This is a genomic window from Stenotrophomonas sp. YJH_SMC_19 (genome assembly GCF_059367915.1).
In genome coordinates, this window is record NZ_JCAFRI010000011.1 from 16,763 (window position 1) to 33,930 (window position 17,168).

A 17,168-nucleotide genomic window follows, 5' to 3' on the forward strand; every position below is an offset into this window, starting at 1 on the left:
GGGTCAGATCCCTTCTGCGCCGCAAAAGGGATCTGACCCCAGCCCCTGGCATGTTGCGCCGCACCAGCAGTGACGCCTGTTGTCGCACGCAAAGCGCGTTCTATACTCGGTCCATCACGCAGTCGCTCAGCCGTGGTCCAACGACTATCAGCCAGGGGTAACGAAGAGTGCGGAATTACGATCTGGAGTTCCTGAAACGCTTCTCCATGGTGATCGCGCTGCTGGCGACCATCACCCTCGGCCTCATCCTCCTAGCCGCCTACATCCACACCCGGATTCCGCCCGAGGTGTCGCCGACGGCGGCCAAGCGCACCGAACAGCGCATTTCGCCCACCGGCGCGGTCTATGCCGGCAGCACCGGCGCCGCCGCGCAGGCAGCGGCCAAGGCCGCCGCGCTGGCCAAGGCCGCCTCGCAGGTGGCCTACGGTGGCACCAAGGACGGCAAGGTCATCTTCGACAATCTGTGCACCGCCTGCCACACCACCGGCGTGGGCATGGCGCCGACGCTGGACCATTCGCACTGGGACAAGCGCATCGCGCAGGGCAAGGACACCCTCTACAAGCACGCCATCGAGGGCTACACCGGCCCGGATGGCGGCATCATGCCGCCCAAGGGTGGCAACCCGGCGCTGACCGAGGAACAGATCCACGCCACCGTGGACTGGATGCTGGGCAACCTGAAGTAGGCGCCGGGACGGCCAAACCGCGAAACGGCGGAAACGTCGAAACATGGAACGGCCGAACGGGATGGCGGAACCGCGGGAAGGGAGTAGAGTCGACTGTTGGTCGACTGCTCTTCCCAACGCCACCGAAAAAGCCCGCGCTGCGCGCGATAGTCGATTAACAGTCGACTCTACCCGCCGGTCGCCCCAATCGCCGCGGTCGTTCTCCGTCTGCCGCCGGCGGCTTTGCCGGCCAAGGCCAAAACCGCGCGCGTCGCTGGGGTTTCGCATTTCAGGGTTAGTCTGTGCGCCTCTTCCATGGAGTCGCCCGTTGATGCGCCGCCGTTCCCTCGCCCTTGCCCTGTCCCTGCTGCTGCCGGCCGGCGCCTTTGCCCAGGCCCAGCCGCAGGCCGCACCGGTCGCGTCGCCCTCGGCCGCGCGCAGCAGCGCCACCGTGGTGCTGACCGCCGCGCCGGCCGACTGGCGTGTGCTGGATGGCCAGCGCGTGCGCATCGCCGCACCGCTCACCCTGGCCGGTACCGACGGCCTTGAGCGCTTTGGCCAGCTCACCGTGGCCTTCGATGGCCGTCTCTGGCAGCCCACCGAAGTGGCCGCGCCGGGTACTGCCGGCTACGAGCAGGTGATGGCCGACAACCAGCGCCGCCGGCTGGTGCTGGACGACGGCAGCGATGCCCGCGACCCGGCCAGCGTGGCCTACCTGCCGGCCCACCCGGTGCTGCGCACCGGCATGCAGCTGCGCGATGTGCAGGGCATCGTGCGCGTGGACGCACAGGGCCATCCGCGCCTGCAGGTCGAAGGCGTGCTGAAGCTGCCGGAGCTGAAGCGTCCGGCGGTGCCGACCGTGCCGGGCAGCCTGCACGTGGCGGCCTTCAACCTGGAGAACTTCTTCAACGGCGACGGCCAGGGCGGTGGCTTCCCGACCCTGCGCGGCGCACGCACGCTGGAGGAACACAAGGCGCAGGTGGCCAAGCTGGTCACCACGGTCAACGCGCTGGGCGCCGATGTCGCCGCGCTGATGGAACTGGAGAACGACGGCTACGGTCCGCAGTCGGCCATCGCCGAACTGGTCGATGCCCTCAACCGCGACCGTGGCGCGCAGGGCGACTGGCGCTTTGTCGATGCCGGCAACGGCCCCGGCGACAACCCGATCCGGGTCGGCATCATCTACCGCAGCGCGCGCCTGCAGCCGGTGGGCAAGCCGGCTACGCTGACCGGTGGCCCGTTCGTCGAGCACAGCCGCGTGCCGCTGGCGCAGGCTTTCCAGGGCAAGCAGGGCGCGCCGTTCGTGGTGGTGGCCAACCACTTCAAGTCAAAGGGCTGCCGCGACGCCGCCGGTGCCGACGCCGACCACAACGACAACCAGGGCTGCTGGAACGCCACCCGCGTGACCTCGGCGCAGCAGCTGCACGCCTGGCTGCAGACCGACCCGACCGGTACCGGTGCAAAGGACGCGGTGCTGCTCGGCGATTTCAATGCCTACGCGATGGAAGACCCGATCCGCACCCTGCATGACCTGGGCTGGCAAGACGCGTTCAAGGTCGCCAAGGTCGAGCATCCCTACAGCTACGTCTACAACGGCTATACCGGCCGCCTCGACCACGCGCTGCTGAGCCCGGGCATGGCCAAGCGCCTGCGCGGTGCCGCCGAGTGGCACAGCAATGCCGACGAACAGGACGCCAGTGGCTACCAGGGCCGCAACGTGCAGGGCCCGTGGCGCAGCTCCGACCACGACCCGCTGTTGTTGGGTTTCGACAGATAAGGTTCGGCGGGGATCTGCTCTGGGAGGGACCTTGATCGGCACGGATCCTGCCGTTGCTTTTGATCTTCCAGTCCGTCTTCAAGCGAGCCGAGCATCGCAGGTGAATCAGGGGCGAAGAGGCGCCGATGTTTGAGCGCAGCGAGTTCGGCGCCGTCCCCTGGTTCATCGAGAAGCGCAGGGTACCGGTGCACAGCACCGGCTCGCGGCTCGCGGCTGGCGGCGCGTTTCTTTTGGTTACTTTTCTTTTCGCGCGAAAAGAAAAGTGACATCCCACCGCGGGCGCGGAAATGGCCCGCCGCAACCAACGCTCACCCCCAGGCGATCAGTCCGATCGCCAGCACCGCCAGCGCCAGGCCGGCGCGGTTCCACTTCGTGGTGGCCTCGCCGAAGGCGAACACGCCCACCAGCGCGCCCAGCACCACCACGCCGATGTTCATGCCGGCGAACACGGTGGCCGGGCTGTCCGGCATCGACTGGTGGGCGTGCACATAGAAGAGGATGTTGCCGCCATTGAGCAGGCCCAGCAGCGCACCTGCGCCGAGGTTGCGCCAGGCCAACCGGCTGCGGCCACTGGCGTGCCGCCACAGCTGCAACGCCAGCATCAGCACGAAGGCCACGCTGAAGCTGGCCAGCACCGCCGCCATCGACGGCGTGCCGGACAGCGCCACCTGCTTGAGCAGCACGTCCACCACCGCAAACCCAGCCCATACCGCCAGCAGCCAGCCCCAGCCACCGGGCGAGGACGCCACCGCCGGTCCGCGCGGACGCAGGCTGATGGCCACCATTGCCAGCAGGCCCAGGCCGAGCCCGGCCAGCTTCCACGGCGTGGCAGTCTGGCCGAAGAACAGGAAGGCGGCGGCCAATGACAGCAGCAGCGACAGCCGCTGCGCCACGTCGCTGCGGACGATGCCGGCCACCGCCACCGCGCGGCCCAGCACCAGGAAAATCGAGGGCAGCACCACCGCCAGCGCCAGCAATGACAGCCACGGCGCGTGCGGCGCGCGCAGCGCATCCAGTGGCGGCCGCAGCACCACGGCGGTGAGCGTTGCCGCCACCAGATAGTTCCAGGTGACCATCTGCGAAACATCCAGCTGGCGGCGTCCGGCCACCTTCAACAACACCGAAACCAGCACGCTGCAGATCACGGCCAAAGACAGGTAGAGCATGGGACGGGCACAGGGCAGGGGCGGGGGACGGTATCATGGTGCCATGCACAAGCACTCGTTCCCCGTCGCCCCCGGCGAAACCGCCTGCCTCGAACTGGACGGCCCGGCCGGCCCGCTGGAAGTGGTCGTCGACCTGCCCAAGGCCGATGCGCCGGTGCAGCCGATCGTGGCCATCATCTGCCATCCGCTGTCCACCGAAGGCGGCACCCTGCACAACAAGGTGGTCACCATGACCGCCACCACCCTGCGCGAGCTGGGCATCGCCACGGTGCGCTTCAACTTCCGCAGCGTGGGTGGTTCGGCCGGTGAGTTCGACCATGGCGTGGGCGAGCAGGACGACCTGAAGGCCGTCGCCGCCTGGGTGCGCAGCCAGCGTCCGGACGACCGCCTGTGGCTGGCCGGTTTCAGCTTCGGCGCGTTCGTTTCACTGAAGGCCGCGGCCGAGTTGCAGCCGGAAGCGCTGATCTCGATCGCGCCGCCGGCCGGCCGCTGGGACTTCGACGGCATCGCACCGCCGGCCCGTTGGCTGGTGATCCAGGGCGAGCAGGACGAGATCGTCGACCCGCAGGCTGTCTACCAGTGGCTGGACTCGCTGGATGTCCCGCATGAGCTGGTGCGCATGCCCGAGACCAGCCATTTCTTCCACCGCAAGCTGATCGACCTGCGCGGCGCGCTGACCCACGGCGTCAAGCACTGGCTGGGCGCGGCGGCATGAGCGACGTGGAACTGACCCCGTCGCAGCGGTACGCGGAAGGGGTTGCCCGTGGCGACTGGCAGAACGACCCGGCCCAGCATGCGGCGCTGGCCGAGCTGGACCGCATCCACCTGGGCCTGCTGGACAGTGCCGAGGACGGGTGGCTGGACCGCCTGTCCTCGTTCTGGAAGAAGCCCGAGCCGGTCAAGGGCCTGTACTTCTGGGGCGGCGTCGGCCGCGGCAAGACCTTCCTGGTTGATCTGTTCTACGACGGGCTGCCGATCAAGCAGAAGTACCGCACCCACTTCCACCGCTTCATGCGCAGCGTCCACGAGCGCCTGCGCGAGCACCAGGGCCAGAGCGACCCGCTGGCGAAGATCGCCCAGGAATGGCGCAGCAACCTGCGCGTGCTGGTGCTGGACGAATTCTTCGTCACCGACATCGGCGATGCGATGCTGCTGGCGCGGCTGCTGGAGCGCCTGTTCGCCGAGGGCGTGACCCTGGTCACCACCTCCAACACCGCAGTGGAGAACCTGTACCTCAACGGCCTGCAGCGCGAGAGCTTCCTGCCGGCCATTGGCCTGCTGCAGCGCTTCTGCGTCGAGCTGTACGCCGAAGGTACCGAGGATTACCGCATGCGCGCGCTGACCCGCTCGCCGGTATACCGCGCACCGCTGGCGGCCGACAGCGATGAGTGGCTGGCCACGCGCTGGAACGAGCTGAGCGGCGGCCAGCCGGCCAAGCCCGGCAACATCGAGATCGAGGGCCGCAAGATTCCGGTGCGTGGCCGCGGCAAGAGCATTGCCTGGTTCGATTTCGCCGCGCTGTGCGAAGGCCCGCGCGGGCCCTCGGATTACATCGAGATCGCGCACGAGTTCAACACGGTGCTGCTGGGCGGCATTCCCGCCTTCGACCGCCTGAACGAAGATGCCGCGCGCCGCTTCGTCAACCTGATCGACGAGCTGTACGACCGCCACGTCAACCTGGTCTGCACCGCCAGCACCTCGCCGATCGAGCTGTACACCGGCCAGCGCCTGCAGGGCGCTTTCGAACGCACCGCCTCGCGCCTGATCGAAATGCAGAGCGCCGAGTACCTGGGTACCCCGCACCGGGCGTGAGGGGCCTGCGGGCGTACGTTGCCGGCCAGCGGCCGGCACGCCCCCCCTGGGATTCCGGTAGTGCCGGCCGCTGGCCGGCAATGATCGGGGGAAGGGTGCAACGGCGTTTCCCTGCGGCCGCTGCTCCGGCCTGGCCGACACATGCAGCCTCGGGTCGCTGCCCGGCGGGCGGTCCCGGCGTCCACCGGATTCCCACCGGCTGCCCACCACCTATCCACAGGGTTGTCCCTAGCCAGTTTCATCACTGTCATGTGAAGCTGTCATTGTTCCGTTTTCGCGGTGCGTTGTACCACCGCAATGACGCCTTTCGGGCTTGACTGCGCAGCCCGTTCCGGCAGGTCTGAAGCGTCTGATCCGGACGCCGGCGGCACGATCCTTGCGGCGCAAGGGATTGCCGAATTTCACTACATTTGGCGTTGACGGGCCCCATCACCCCCACTATCTTGTGGCCGTCGGTCGCAGCAACCCCAATTTCAGGGATGCCCGGGTACCCATCCGCGATCGTCAACGGCAGTGGCAGGCGCAGGGTCTCATCCGCTGCGACGCCGTCCTGCCATCCTGGGCTGTCATGTCCCGGGCTGCGTCACCCGATGCATCGAGCACCCACCAATCACGCCAAGAGGACACACGCCGTGACCACCGAATCCAGCGCCACCATCGAGAAGGAAAGCGAATTCCTGTTGACGTCGCCGCCGACGGCCAACGCGATGAGTGTGACCAAGCGCAATGGCACGACCGAACTGGTGGACCTGAACAAGATCGTGCGCGCGGTGCAGCGTTCCTCCGAAGGCCTGCACGCCGTCGATCCGATGCGCGTGGCCACCCGCACCATTTCCGGCCTGTACAACGGCGCCACCACCCGCGAGCTGGACGAACTGTCCATCCGCACCGCCGCCCTGCTGATCGGTGAAGAGCCCGAGTACGGCCGCCTGGCTGCGCGCCTTCTGGCCAACTACATTGCCAAGGAAGTCTCGGGCCAGGAAATCTACGCCTTCTCGCAGTCGGTCAGCCGTGGCCATGAAGTCGGTCTGATCAACGACCGCCTGCTGAACTTCGTGCAGACCAACGCGCGCAAGCTCAACGATGCCATCGACATCTCGCTGGACCTGAACTTCGATTACTTCGGCCTGCGTACCCTGTACGACCGTTACCTGCTGCGCCACCCGCACACCCGCAAGGTGATCGAGACCCCGCAGCAGTTCTTCCTGCGCATCGCCAGCGCGCTGAGTGAGGACGTGTCCGAGACCCTGGCGCTGTACAAGCGCATGGGCAACCTGGACTACCTGCCGTCCAGCCCGACCCTGTTCAATTCCGGCACCACCCACGAGCAGCTGTCCTCGTGCTTCCTGCTGGACTCGCCGCAGGACTCGCTGGAGTCGATCTACTCCAAGTACGGCGACATCGCCCAGCTGTCGAAGTTCTCCGGCGGCATCGGCGTCAGCTACACCCGCGTGCGTTCGCGTGGTTCGCTCATCAAGTCGACCAACGGCCACTCCAACGGCATCGTGCCGTGGCTGAAGACCATGGATTCGTCCGTGGCCGCAGTGAACCAGGGTGGCAAGCGCAAGGGCGCGGCCTGCGTGTACCTGGAAACCTGGCACGCCGACATCGAGGACTTCCTCGAGCTGCGTGACAACACCGGTGACGAAGCCCGCCGCGCGCACAACCTGAACCTGGCCAACTGGGTGCCGGACCTGTTCATGAAGCGTGTCGAAGCCGACCAGGAATGGTCGCTGTTCGATCCGCGCGTCGTGCCGGAGTTCACCGACCTGTTCGGCGAAGCCTTCGAGGCCGCCTACCTGCAGGCCGAAGCCCAGGGCAAGGCCAACCGCACCATCTCCGCCCGCAAGCTGTACGCCCGCATGATGCGTACGCTGGCCGAGACCGGCAACGGCTGGATGACCTTCAAGGACAAGTGCAACCGCGCCAGCAACCAGACCCTGCGTCCAGGCAACGTGATCCACCTGTCCAACCTGTGCACGGAAATCCTGGAAGTCACCTCCAACGATGAAACCGCGGTGTGCAACCTGGGTTCGATCAACCTGGGCAACCACTTCGACGAGCACAACGAGTTCGATTTCGAGAAGCTGGCCGAGACCGTGCGCCTGGCCGTGCGCCAGCTCGACCGCGTCATCGACCTGAACTTCTACCCGATCGAAACCGCCCGCCGCGCCAACCTGCGCTGGCGTCCGGTCGGCCTGGGCTGCATGGGCCTGCAGGACGTGTTCTTCCGCAAGCGCCTGCCGTTCGACAGCGCCGAAGCCCGCGCCCTGTCGAAGAAGATTGCCGAAGCGATCTACTTCCACGCGCTGGAAACCTCCTGCGAGCTGGCCCAGGAACGTGGCAAGCACCCGTCGTTCAACGACACCCGCGCTGCGAGCGGCGAACTGCAGTTCGACGCCTGGAACGTGGTGCCGGAAGACACCGCACGCTGGGACGCCCTGCGCGCCCGCATCAAGGAACACGGCCTGCGCAATTCGCTGATGATCGCGATCGCACCGACCGCGACCATCGCCTCGATCGCCGGCTGCTACGAGTGCGTCGAGCCGCAGGTATCCAACCTGTTCAAGCGCGAGACCCTGTCCGGTGACTTCCTGCAGGTCAACCGTTACCTGGTGAACGAGCTGAAGAAGCTGGGCCTGTGGACGCCGGAAATGCGCGATGCCATCAAGCTGGCCGAAGGTTCCATCGCCGGCGTGGCGCAGATTCCGGAAACGCTGCGCGAGGTCTACCGCACCGCGTGGGAACTGCCGATGCGTTCGCTGATCGACATGGCCGCCGAGCGTGGCGCCTTCATCGACCAGTCGGCCTCGCTCAACCTGTTCATGGAAAGCCCGAACATCGGCGCGATGTCCTCCATGTACATGTACGCCTGGAAGCAGGGCATCAAGACCACCTACTACCTGCGTTCGCGCCCGGCCACCAAGATCGCCAAGACCACGGTGAGCGCTGCGGCCCCGGCCAAGGTATTCAGCCCGGACGAAGCCATCGCCTGCTCGCTGGAAAACCCGGAAGCCTGCGAGGCCTGCCAGTAACACACCGCGCGGTGGGTGCCGACCGTTGGTCGGCACTCGAACACCTCGCACCTGTAGAGCCGAGCCATGCTCGGCTGCGAAAAACACCCACGGTAGCGCCGGGCCACGCCCGGCGGCTCACCCAGGAATTCAAGGAAACACCCATGGCCGACAAGCCCAAGCAGATGCTGCTCGATCCCGGTTTTGAACTGACCCTGCGCCCGATGCGCTACCCGCAGTTCTATGACATGTACCGGAACGCGATCAAGAACACCTGGACGGTGGAAGAGATCAACTTCCAGATCGACATCACCGACCTGCACAGCAAGATGTCGCCGGGCGAGCGCCACCTGATCCACCGCCTGGTCGCGTTCTTCGCCACCGGCGACTCGATCGTGTCCAACAACCTGGTGCTGAACCTGTACCAGCATCTCAATGCGCCGGAAGCGCGCATGTACCTGTCGCGCCAGCTGTATGAAGAAGCGCTGCACGTGCAGTTCTACCTGACCCTGCTCGACAACTACCTGCCGGATCCGGAAGAGCGCGCCAAGGCGTTCTCGGCGGTGGAGAACATCGACTCGATCAAGAAGAAGGCCGATTTCTGCTTCAAGTGGATCGACTCGATCCAGAGCCTGACCCGCATCGAGACCCGCGAGCAGCGCCGCCAGTTCCTGCTCAACCAGATCTGCTTCGCCGCCTGCATCGAAGGCCTGTTCTTCTTCGCGGCCTTTGCCTACGTGTACTACTTCCGTTCGCGCGGCCTGCTGCCGGGCCTGGCCTCGGGCACCAACTGGGTGTTCCGCGACGAGAGCGCGCACATGGAGTTCGCGTTCGAGTCGGTGCGCGTGGTGCGTGAGGAAGAACCGGACCTGTTCGACGAAGAGATGAAGCAGCAGGTCTACGACATGCTGGCCGAAGCCATCGAATGCGAAGTGCAGTTCGCCGAGGACGTGCTGTCCGGCGGCGTGGCCGGCATCTCCACCCGCGACATGCGCCAGTACCTGCAGCACTGTGCCGACCAGCACTTCGCCAAGCTGGGCATGGAAAAGAAGTACAACGTGCGCAACCCGCTGCCGTTCATGGAACTGCAGGACGTGCAGGAACTGACCAACTTCTTCGAACGCCGCGTCTCGGCCTACCAGGTCGGCGTGCAGGGCGAAGTCGCCTTCGACATGAACTTCTGATCGAACCGGCCCGGCCTGTCGCAACGAAGAACCCCGGCCAATGCCGGGGTTTTTCGTTGCGCATCAGAAGGATGAGCTATTCTCGCTGGACGCCAGTGGTGGCGGTGCTTCGCATCCATGCCGGGCCCGGGGAGGAAGATGCCACTGCAGGAATGACGCGTGGACAATCCCAGCGCCGGGTTTCCGTGCGCGTGGTCCTGCCATGGTGGCGCAACTGAATGGACCCTGGAGGTCGCAATGGAGACTGCAGTGCCTGGAACAGCAACCCGCAGGACCGTGTTTCGTGGGTGGATGGGAGGACTGTTCGCCGTCCTGGTCGCCTGTCCGCCCCTCGCCCATGGCACGAACTGCGATTCCAAGGTGACCAACGTTTCCATCGATGCCAGCGGCAAGGTGTTCGTGGCGACCACCGTCTCGCCCATCCACGCGGTCTGCAACATCGTCAGCAAAGGCGACTTCAGCATGCCGCCCGAGGTCTGCAAGGCAACCTACGCGATGCTGATGAGTGCGAAGGTCTCTGCCATTCCCATCCGCCTGTACTACACCAGCGTGCCGCAATGTGGCGATATCAAGGCCTGGTCGGCACAACCGAGCTTCTACCACGCTGAACTGTTCTGACTACGGGGCCGGGCGTATCGCCTGGAGGGCACGCCGCGATCAGCGCCGCCCTTCCACCGCCATGCGCACCGCCAGTCCGGCCAGCACCGTGCCCATCAGCCAGCGCTGCACCATCTGCCAGGTGGGGCGTGCGGCCAGGAAGCCGGCGATGCTGCCGGCGGTCAGCGCGATCATGCCGTTCACGCTGACGCTGACCAGGATCTGGGTGGAGCCCAGCACGATCGACTGCATCAGCACGCTGCCTTCGCTGTCCGGGTGCAGGAACTGCGGCAGCAGCGACAGGTACATCACCGCCACTTTCGGGTTCAGCAGATTGGTCAGGAATCCCATCGTGAACAGCTTGCGCGGGCTGTCCTGCGGCAGTTCGCGCACCGCGAACGGCGAACGGCCACCGGGCTTGAGCGCCTGCCAGGCCAGGTACAGCAGGTACAGCGCGCCACCGATGCGCAGCGCGTCGTAGGCGAACGGTACGGTCATCAGCAGGGCGGTGATGCCCAATGCCGCGCACAGCATGTAGAACACGAAGCCCAGTGCCACCCCGCCCAGCGAGATCAGTCCCGCCATCGGCCCCTGGCAGATCGAGCGCGAGATGACGTAGATCATGTTCGGCCCGGGCGTGAGCACCATGGCCAGCGAAACCAGCGCAAAGGCCAGCAGGTCGGAAGTGGCGGGCATGGGAGGTCCTGGCAGTGGGCGTGGCGCAGTGTAACGCCTGCTGCAGGCGCGACCTGCGCAGGCACCGCTGCCGGGTGACCGTTGCACGTGCATTCCGATGGCCGTCACGCCGGTCGCTTAGAATCCGCAGCACCCCACACTGAAGCTCCCCCATGACCCCGATCCCCGAGACCGTGCCGCCCATCGAAGTGCGCATGGCCGAAATCGTCTTCCCCAACCATACCAACCACCTTGGCACCCTGTTCGGTGGCCAGGCACTGGCGTGGATGGACAAGGCCGCATTCCTGGCCGCCGCCCGCTACTCGCGCCGTACCGTGGTGACCGCGCGCAGCGACCAGGTCGACTTCAAACTGCCGATCCGCATCGGCCAGATGGTGGAAACCATCGGCCGCATCGTTGAAGTCGGCCGCAGCTCGATGAAGGTGGAGGTGGAACTGGTCGCCGAAGACCTGCACAGCGGCGAGCGCAAGCTGTGCACCCGCGGCCACTTCGTGATGATCGCGCTGGACGAGGAAGGCCACCCGATCGCGGTGCCGCCGCTGCCGGCGGCCTGACCCGGACAACCGACCGGCGCTTGCAGGGGCGCTGCGGCGCCCCCATCTGGCAGCCATGACCCCGCCACTGACCGACTTCATCGACCGCGCCCAGCGCCTGTTCGTGCTGACCGGCGCCGGCTGCAGCACCGCCTCGGGCATTCCCGATTACCGCGATAGCGACGGCCAGTGGAAACGCACACCACCGGTGACCTACCAGGCCTTCATGAGCGAGACGGCTACCCGCCAGCGCTACTGGGCGCGCAGCCTGCTGGGCTGGCCGCGCTTCGGCCTGGCCCGGCCCAACGGTACCCACCAGGCCCTGGCCGCACTGGAAAGCCGTGGCAAGCTGCAGGTGCTGCTGACCCAGAACGTGGACGGTCTGCACCAGCGCGCCGGCAGCCGTAACGTGATCGACCTGCATGGCCGCCTGGACCTGGTGCGCTGCATGGGCTGCGAGCGCCGCAGTGGCCGCGAGGACTTCCAGCAGCGCCTGCTGGACGCCAACCCCGGCTGGGACGCGCTGGAGGCCGGCGTCGCGCCTGATGGCGACGCCGATCTGGAGACCGATTTCTCCAGCTTCGTGGTACCCGGGTGCCCGCACTGCGGCGGGGTGTTGAAGCCGGACGTGGTGTTTTTCGGCGAAAACGTGCCCCGCGAGCGGGTGGAGGCGGTGCACGAGCACCTGCAGCAGGCCGACGCCGTGCTGGTGGTGGGCTCGTCGCTGATGGTCTATTCCGGCTTCCGCTTCGTGCAGGCGGCGGCCAAAGCAGGACTGCCGGTGGCGGCGCTGAACCGTGGCCGCACCCGTGCAGACGACCTGCTGCAGTTCAAGGATGAACGCGATTGTGCTGAGGCGCTGGCGTCGGTTATCGAACCATCGGCTGGGTAGAGTCGACTGTCAGTCGACTCTACAGGCCACCCGCCGCCGCGAAACAGCGATCCATCCAGATGGTTGATCCCGGAGCCGTGCGGCGGTGCAATACGCATCCCCTACGTCGTCCATCACTGTCTTGAGCCAGCTGTTTTCGCCGATCTCGTTCGGCCCCCTGACCCTGTCCAACCGCATCGTCGTCGCGCCGATGTGCCAGTACTCCGCCGAAGACGGCCGCGCCAGCGACTGGCATGCCATGCACCTGGGCAACCTGGCGCAATCCGGCGCCGGCCTGCTGATCCTGGAAGCCACCGCAGTCGAGCCGCGTGGCCGCATCAGCTGGGCCGACCTGGGCCTTTGGGATGACGGCACCGAGGCCGCGTTGGCACAGGTACTGGCCAGCGTCCGCCGCTGGTCGCCGATGCCGCTGGGCATCCAGCTCGGCCATGCCGGTCGCAAGGCCTCGGTGAACCGCCCTTGGGACGGCGGTGGCCAGCTGCCGGCCGACGATGCGCGTGGCTGGGCCACCGTGGCGCCGTCGCCGCTGCCGTTCCACGCCGCCGATCCGGCACCGCAGGAACTGGACGAGGCCGGCATCGCCGAGGTCATCGCCGCCTTCGCCGCCAGTGCGGTGCGTGCCGAGCGCCTCGGCTTCGAGCTGATCGAGCTGCATGCCGCCCACGGCTACCTGCTGCACCAGTTCCTGTCGCCGCTGAGCAACCGTCGCACTGATGGCTACGGTGGCTCATTGCCGAACCGCCTGCGCCTGCTGGTGGAAGTGTTCGACGCCGTGCGTGCGGCGGTATCGGACAAGGTCGCCGTGGGCGTGCGCATCTCCGCCAGCGACTGGGTCGATGGCGGCTGGGATCTGGTGCAGAGCGAAGCGCTGGCCCAGGTGCTGGACGCGCGCGGCTGCAATTTCCTGCATGTCTCCAGCGGTGGCCTGGACGAACGCCAGAAGATCACCGTCGGTCCGGGCTACCAGGTGCCGTTCGCGGCAGCGATCAAGGCCAAGGTGCGCATGCCGGTCATCGCCGTGGGCATGATCACCGAGCCCGAGCAGGCCGAATCGATCCTGCGCCATCGCCACGCCGATGCCGTGGCCCTGGCGCGCGGCGTCCTCTACGACCCGCGCTGGCCGTGGCATGCCGCTGCCGCACTGCGCGACAGCGTGGAACCGGCGCCACAGTACCTGCGCTGCGAGCCGCGCGATGCGCGCGGCGTGTTCAAGACGCGCTGAGGCTCACACCCGCCAGGCCGGCGCGATGCCGGCCTGAAGGTGTTCGAACAGCGCGCGGATCTTGGCGGTGAAATCGCGGCGGTCGCTGACGCAGAAGTAGACCTCCATCGGTTCCGGGCGCCACGCGGTGTCGGCGCCGAACACCGCCTGCAGGCGGCCATCGCGCAGGTACGGCTCGGCCACGAATGCGGCCAGCCGGGTGATGCCGGCACCGGCCGCCGCCAGCGTCGCCAGCGCATCGATGTCATCGCAGACCATGCTCGGTGGCAGCGCGGCGTCCACGCGCTGGCCGTCCTTCAGCAGGCCCCAGCGCAATGGCCGGCCATCGGTGGGGAAGCGGTGCAGCAACCCGCGATGACCGCCCAGATCGGAAGGCTGTTGCGGGACGCCGTGCGCCTTCAGGTAGGCCGGCGAGGCACAGAACACGAACGGAACACGCGCCAGCTGCCGCGCGACCACCCCATCCTCCAGCTGCGCCCCGATGCGGATGCTGGCATCCACCGCTTCCGGCCCATGCTGCACGGCGCGGTCGGTCAGGCGCAGCTCCAGCTGCAGTTGTGGGTAGCGCTGCTGCAGTGAAGGCAACAAGGGGGCAAGCACGTGGCGACCGAAGGCGCTGCTGCTGGCGATGCGCAGCGGCCCGGCCGGTTCGATGTCACCGGCGGTGACCATCGCCTGCGCGCGCGCCAGGTCGGCTTCGATGTGGCGCACCTGCGCCAGGTACAGCGCGCCGGCCTCGCTGAGGGCCAGCTGCCGCGTACTCCGGTTCAGCAACCGTACGCCCAGATGGGCCTCCAGCCGGTTGATGTTCTGGCCGACCGCGGTGGCGCTGATGCCAAGGATGCGGGCCGCGGCGGCAATGCTGCCGGTCTCTGCGGTGCGGGTGAAGCTGCGGATCAGTTGCAACAGGTTCATGACCGACCAGCTTGCCACGGGAAGGTCCAAGTATCGCTTGGTACTGAACCAAGCAGGTCGGTTGCACCCGTGATCATCCGGCCGCTGGGCAGGGCGCTGCCCTACACTGTAGCGATGCGCCCCGATTCCATTCTTACCCTGTCCTGCCCCGACCGCACCGGCATCGTCTACCGCGTGTCCGGCCTGCTGTTCGACCACGGCTGCAACATCCTCGACGCCCAGCAGTTCGGCGATGAGGAGAGTGGCCGCTTCTTCCTGCGCGTGCACTTCGATCGCGATGCCGGCCTGCCGCTGGAGACCGTGCACGCGGCCATGGCCACGCTTGCCGAAGGCTTCGGCATGGACTGGCAGCTGCACGATGGCCGACGCCGCGCGCGGCTGCTGGTGCTGGTCAGCAAACAGGGGCATTGCCTCAACGACCTGCTGTTCCGCGCCCACAGCGGCCAGCTGAAGGTGGACATCGCAGCAGTGGCGTCCAACCACGCCGACTTTGCGCCGCTGGCGGCGTCCTACCAGGTGCCGTTCCACCACCTGCCGGTGACCGCCGATACACGCGCGGTGCAGGAGCAGCAGATCATCGACCTGGTCGAGCGCGAACGCATCGACCTGGTGGTGCTGGCGCGCTACATGCAGATCCTGTCACCCACGCTGTGCCGCGCGCTGGCCGGCCGTGCCATCAACATCCACCACAGCTTCCTGCCCAGCTTCAAGGGCGCGCAGCCGTACCACCAGGCACACGCGCGTGGGGTCAAGATCATCGGCGCCACCGCGCACTACGTCACCGAGGACCTGGACGAAGGCCCGATCATCGAACAGGACGTGGCCCGCGTGGACCATGCGATGGCACCGCGTGAACTGGTGCGGCTGGGCAGCGATACCGAATCGCTGGTGCTGGCACGCGCGGTTCGCCGCCATGTGGAGCACCGCATCCTGCTCAATGGGCATCGCACGGTGGTGTTCCGGTAATCGCCCATCCCGCGTCCGCCGGGCATGGCCCGGCGCTACCACGGGTGCTATCCGGTAGTGCCGGCCGCTGGCCGGTAACTGCAGAGGTCCCGAGGTTGCCGGCCAGCGGCCGGCACTACCGAATCCTGGTTTCATCCAATGAAAAGCCCCCGGTTCGGCCGTCCCGCGATCTGTAGGGGGGCGTAGTTGGGGGGCTGGATGAATCGATTGTGTTTTTGTGGGCAGGAGCGCGCAGGCGGCATAAGCGACGTGCGCGGTAGCGCCGGGCCATGCCCGGCGGTCACGCCTCAGACGATCGCGATTCCCGCCTTGCCCAGCGCCTCGCGCACCATCGCGTCATTGGCTTCGGTCACCGGCTTGGTCAGCTCCCACAGGAACTTCACCCGGAAGCCGGACTTCACCGCGTCCTGCGCGCTCCACAGCACGCAGTAGTCACGGGCCAGGCCGCATACGTGCACTTCGCGGATGCGGCGTTCATGCAGCCAGCCGGCCAGGCCGGTGGCCGGGCGCTCGCCATCGGGGCCGTGGTTCTCGCGGAAGGCGCTGTACGAATCCACCTGTTGGCGCGTGCCCTTGCGCAGGATCAGGTCGGCCACGGTCCAGTCCACGCCCGGGTGCAGGGCGGCACCGGCGCTGCCCTGCACGCAGTGGTCCGGCCACAGGGTCTGCGGCTGCGCGTGCAGCAGGATCGTCTCGAACGGGCGTTGGCCGGGGTGCTGGCTGGCGAACGAGGCATGGTCGGCCGGGTGCCAGTCCTGTGTTGCCACCACGGTGCGGTAGCGGCGCTGCGCCAGCAGATCGGCAATGGGTGCCACCAGCGCATCGCCCTGGTCGCAGGTCAGGGCGCCACCGGGCATGAAGTCCGGCTGCAGGTCGATCACCAGCAGGGCGACATCGGCGGGCAGGGCGGTCATGGCAGATCCAGCACGAACTCAAGGGGCGACCAGCGTGGCCGCCCCATGCCTGCGCGTCAATCGTCCTGCGGCGTCCCAGCGTCCTGACCGTAGTACAACAGGCCGATCTTGATCCGCTCGCGGCCATTCTCGCGGCGATGGCGGTTGGCATCGCGCAGCGAGTACACGCAGCCGCAGTATTCCTGCTGGTAGAACTGCTCGCGCTTGCTGATCTCGATCATGCGGCTGGCACCGCCGCCCTTGCGCCAGTTGTAGTCCCAGTACTGCAGGCCTTCATAGCGCGAGGCGGCGCGGATGCCGCAGTCGTTGATCTGCGCCATGTTCTTCCAGCGCGAGATGCCCAGCGAAGAACTGATGGTGTCGTAGCCGTGCTCGTGCGCGTACAGCGCAGTGCGCTCGAAGCGCATGTCGAAGCACATCGTGCAGCGGATACCGCGTTCGGGCTCGTTTTCCATGCCGCGTGCACGGCTGAACCAGTTGTCGGTGTCGTAGTCGCAGTCGATGAAGGGAATGCCGTGCTGCTCGGCGAAGCGGATGTTCTCCTGCTTGCGCAGCTCATACTCCTTCACCGGGTGGATGTTGGGGTTGTAGAAGAAGATCGCGTAGTCGATCCCGGAGGCGGTGATCGCCTCCATCACTTCGCCGGAACAGGGCGCGCAGCACGAATGCAGCAGCAGGCGCTTGCCGTCGGCGGGCAGGGTCAGGGTGGGGCGTTGGAGCTCGGTCATCGTCAGGTACCGCATGGACCGCCGGCAACGGCGGTGGTCCATGCATCAGCGCGTGGGTGAACGGGTCTGGCCGGATACCGTGAACAG

The 17,168-nt window shown here is 67.0% G+C and carries 17 protein-coding genes; 12 read left to right on the forward strand and 5 right to left on the reverse strand.

Translation table 11 applies throughout. The features are described from left to right. Positions 1–167: 167 nt before the first annotated feature. The 3 genes from AC5P5R_RS12575 (at position 168) to AC5P5R_RS12585 (ending at position 2,708) form a co-directional block, all read left to right on the forward strand. Positions 168–686, forward strand: coding sequence for a c-type cytochrome (locus tag AC5P5R_RS12575; RefSeq protein WP_005407662.1), 519 nt, complete (start codon positions 168–170; stop codon positions 684–686). Positions 687–996: 310 nt separating this feature from the next. Beyond that, positions 997–2,442 carry an ExeM/NucH family extracellular endonuclease gene (locus AC5P5R_RS12580; RefSeq protein WP_100438223.1) on the forward strand — a complete coding sequence of 482 codons (1,446 nt, stop codon included), beginning with the start codon at positions 997–999 and terminating at the stop codon, positions 2,440–2,442. A 125-nt stretch (positions 2,443–2,567) separates the two neighbouring features. Then, positions 2,568–2,708, forward strand: coding sequence for a hypothetical protein (locus AC5P5R_RS12585; RefSeq protein ID WP_157803237.1), 141 nt, complete (start codon positions 2,568–2,570; stop codon positions 2,706–2,708). 42 nt (positions 2,709–2,750) lie between these two features. Here AC5P5R_RS12585 and AC5P5R_RS12590 read toward each other — a convergent pair whose 3' ends face one another. Then, positions 2,751–3,608, reverse strand: coding sequence for an EamA family transporter (locus tag AC5P5R_RS12590; protein WP_100438224.1), 858 nt, complete (start codon positions 3,606–3,608; stop codon positions 2,751–2,753). A 43-nt stretch (positions 3,609–3,651) separates the two neighbouring features. Between AC5P5R_RS12590 and AC5P5R_RS12595 the strand changes: the two genes are divergently transcribed. From AC5P5R_RS12595 to AC5P5R_RS12615, 5 genes are all read left to right on the forward strand, one after another. Then, entirely contained in the window at positions 3,652–4,323 is a 672-nt protein-coding gene (locus tag AC5P5R_RS12595) for an alpha/beta hydrolase (protein WP_043035413.1), read from the forward strand. Beyond that, positions 4,320–5,420: a cell division protein ZapE gene (gene zapE / locus AC5P5R_RS12600; RefSeq protein WP_049403804.1), complete on the forward strand. Its 1,101-nt coding sequence runs from the start codon at positions 4,320–4,322 to the stop codon at positions 5,418–5,420. The genes AC5P5R_RS12595 and zapE overlap by 4 nt, the downstream gene beginning before the upstream one ends. Positions 5,421–6,052: 632 nt before the next feature. Further along, positions 6,053–8,455 carry a ribonucleoside-diphosphate reductase subunit alpha gene (locus AC5P5R_RS12605; RefSeq protein ID WP_005407668.1) on the forward strand — a complete coding sequence of 801 codons (2,403 nt, stop codon included), beginning with the start codon at positions 6,053–6,055 and terminating at the stop codon, positions 8,453–8,455. 143 nt (positions 8,456–8,598) lie between these two features. Then, positions 8,599–9,618 carry a ribonucleotide-diphosphate reductase subunit beta gene (locus AC5P5R_RS12610; RefSeq protein WP_005407669.1) on the forward strand — a complete coding sequence of 340 codons (1,020 nt, stop codon included), beginning with the start codon at positions 8,599–8,601 and terminating at the stop codon, positions 9,616–9,618. Positions 9,619–9,978: 360 nt separating this feature from the next. After that, positions 9,979–10,236 (forward strand): hypothetical protein, encoded by a 258-nt coding sequence (locus AC5P5R_RS12615; protein WP_005411932.1) that lies wholly within the window; start codon positions 9,979–9,981, stop codon positions 10,234–10,236. 39 nt (positions 10,237–10,275) lie between these two features. Here AC5P5R_RS12615 and AC5P5R_RS12620 read toward each other — a convergent pair whose 3' ends face one another. Then, on the reverse strand, positions 10,276–10,911 hold the full coding sequence (locus tag AC5P5R_RS12620) for a LysE family translocator (RefSeq protein WP_005407671.1): 636 nt from the start codon (positions 10,909–10,911) through the stop codon (positions 10,276–10,278). A 152-nt stretch (positions 10,912–11,063) separates the two neighbouring features. Between AC5P5R_RS12620 and AC5P5R_RS12625 the strand changes: the two genes are divergently transcribed. The 3 genes from AC5P5R_RS12625 to AC5P5R_RS12635 all read left to right on the forward strand — a co-directional run bounded on the left by AC5P5R_RS12625 (position 11,064) and on the right by AC5P5R_RS12635 (position 13,558). Continuing rightward, positions 11,064–11,465 carry an acyl-CoA thioesterase gene (locus tag AC5P5R_RS12625; RefSeq protein WP_005407672.1) on the forward strand — a complete coding sequence of 134 codons (402 nt, stop codon included), beginning with the start codon at positions 11,064–11,066 and terminating at the stop codon, positions 11,463–11,465. A gap of 55 nt (positions 11,466–11,520) precedes the next feature. Continuing rightward, positions 11,521–12,336, forward strand: coding sequence for an NAD-dependent protein deacetylase (locus tag AC5P5R_RS12630; protein WP_100438225.1), 816 nt, complete (start codon positions 11,521–11,523; stop codon positions 12,334–12,336). Between the two features lie 121 nt (positions 12,337–12,457). Next, the gene (locus AC5P5R_RS12635; RefSeq protein ID WP_100438226.1) at positions 12,458–13,558 is read left to right on the forward strand and encodes an NADH:flavin oxidoreductase/NADH oxidase; all 1,101 of its coding nucleotides are present in this window, start codon (positions 12,458–12,460) and stop codon (positions 13,556–13,558) included. 3 nt (positions 13,559–13,561) lie between these two features. Here AC5P5R_RS12635 and AC5P5R_RS12640 read toward each other — a convergent pair whose 3' ends face one another. Then, on the reverse strand, positions 13,562–14,473 hold the full coding sequence (locus AC5P5R_RS12640) for a LysR family transcriptional regulator (RefSeq protein WP_012478804.1): 912 nt from the start codon (positions 14,471–14,473) through the stop codon (positions 13,562–13,564). Between the two features lie 114 nt (positions 14,474–14,587). On the opposite strand from AC5P5R_RS12640, the gene purU reads away from it, so the two are divergent. Beyond that, positions 14,588–15,439 (forward strand): formyltetrahydrofolate deformylase, encoded by an 852-nt coding sequence (gene purU, locus AC5P5R_RS12645; protein WP_005411937.1) that lies wholly within the window; start codon positions 14,588–14,590, stop codon positions 15,437–15,439. A gap of 287 nt (positions 15,440–15,726) precedes the next feature. On the opposite strand, the gene pncA is transcribed toward purU, so the two are convergent. Beyond that, positions 15,727–16,353, reverse strand: a complete 627-nt coding sequence (pncA, locus tag AC5P5R_RS12650; RefSeq protein WP_005407677.1) for a bifunctional nicotinamidase/pyrazinamidase — start codon at positions 16,351–16,353, stop codon at positions 15,727–15,729. Positions 16,354–16,409: 56 nt separating this feature from the next. After that, positions 16,410–17,096: an epoxyqueuosine reductase QueH gene (locus tag AC5P5R_RS12655; RefSeq protein ID WP_005407678.1), complete on the reverse strand. Its 687-nt coding sequence runs from the start codon at positions 17,094–17,096 to the stop codon at positions 16,410–16,412. Between the last annotated feature and the right edge of the window lie 72 nt (positions 17,097–17,168).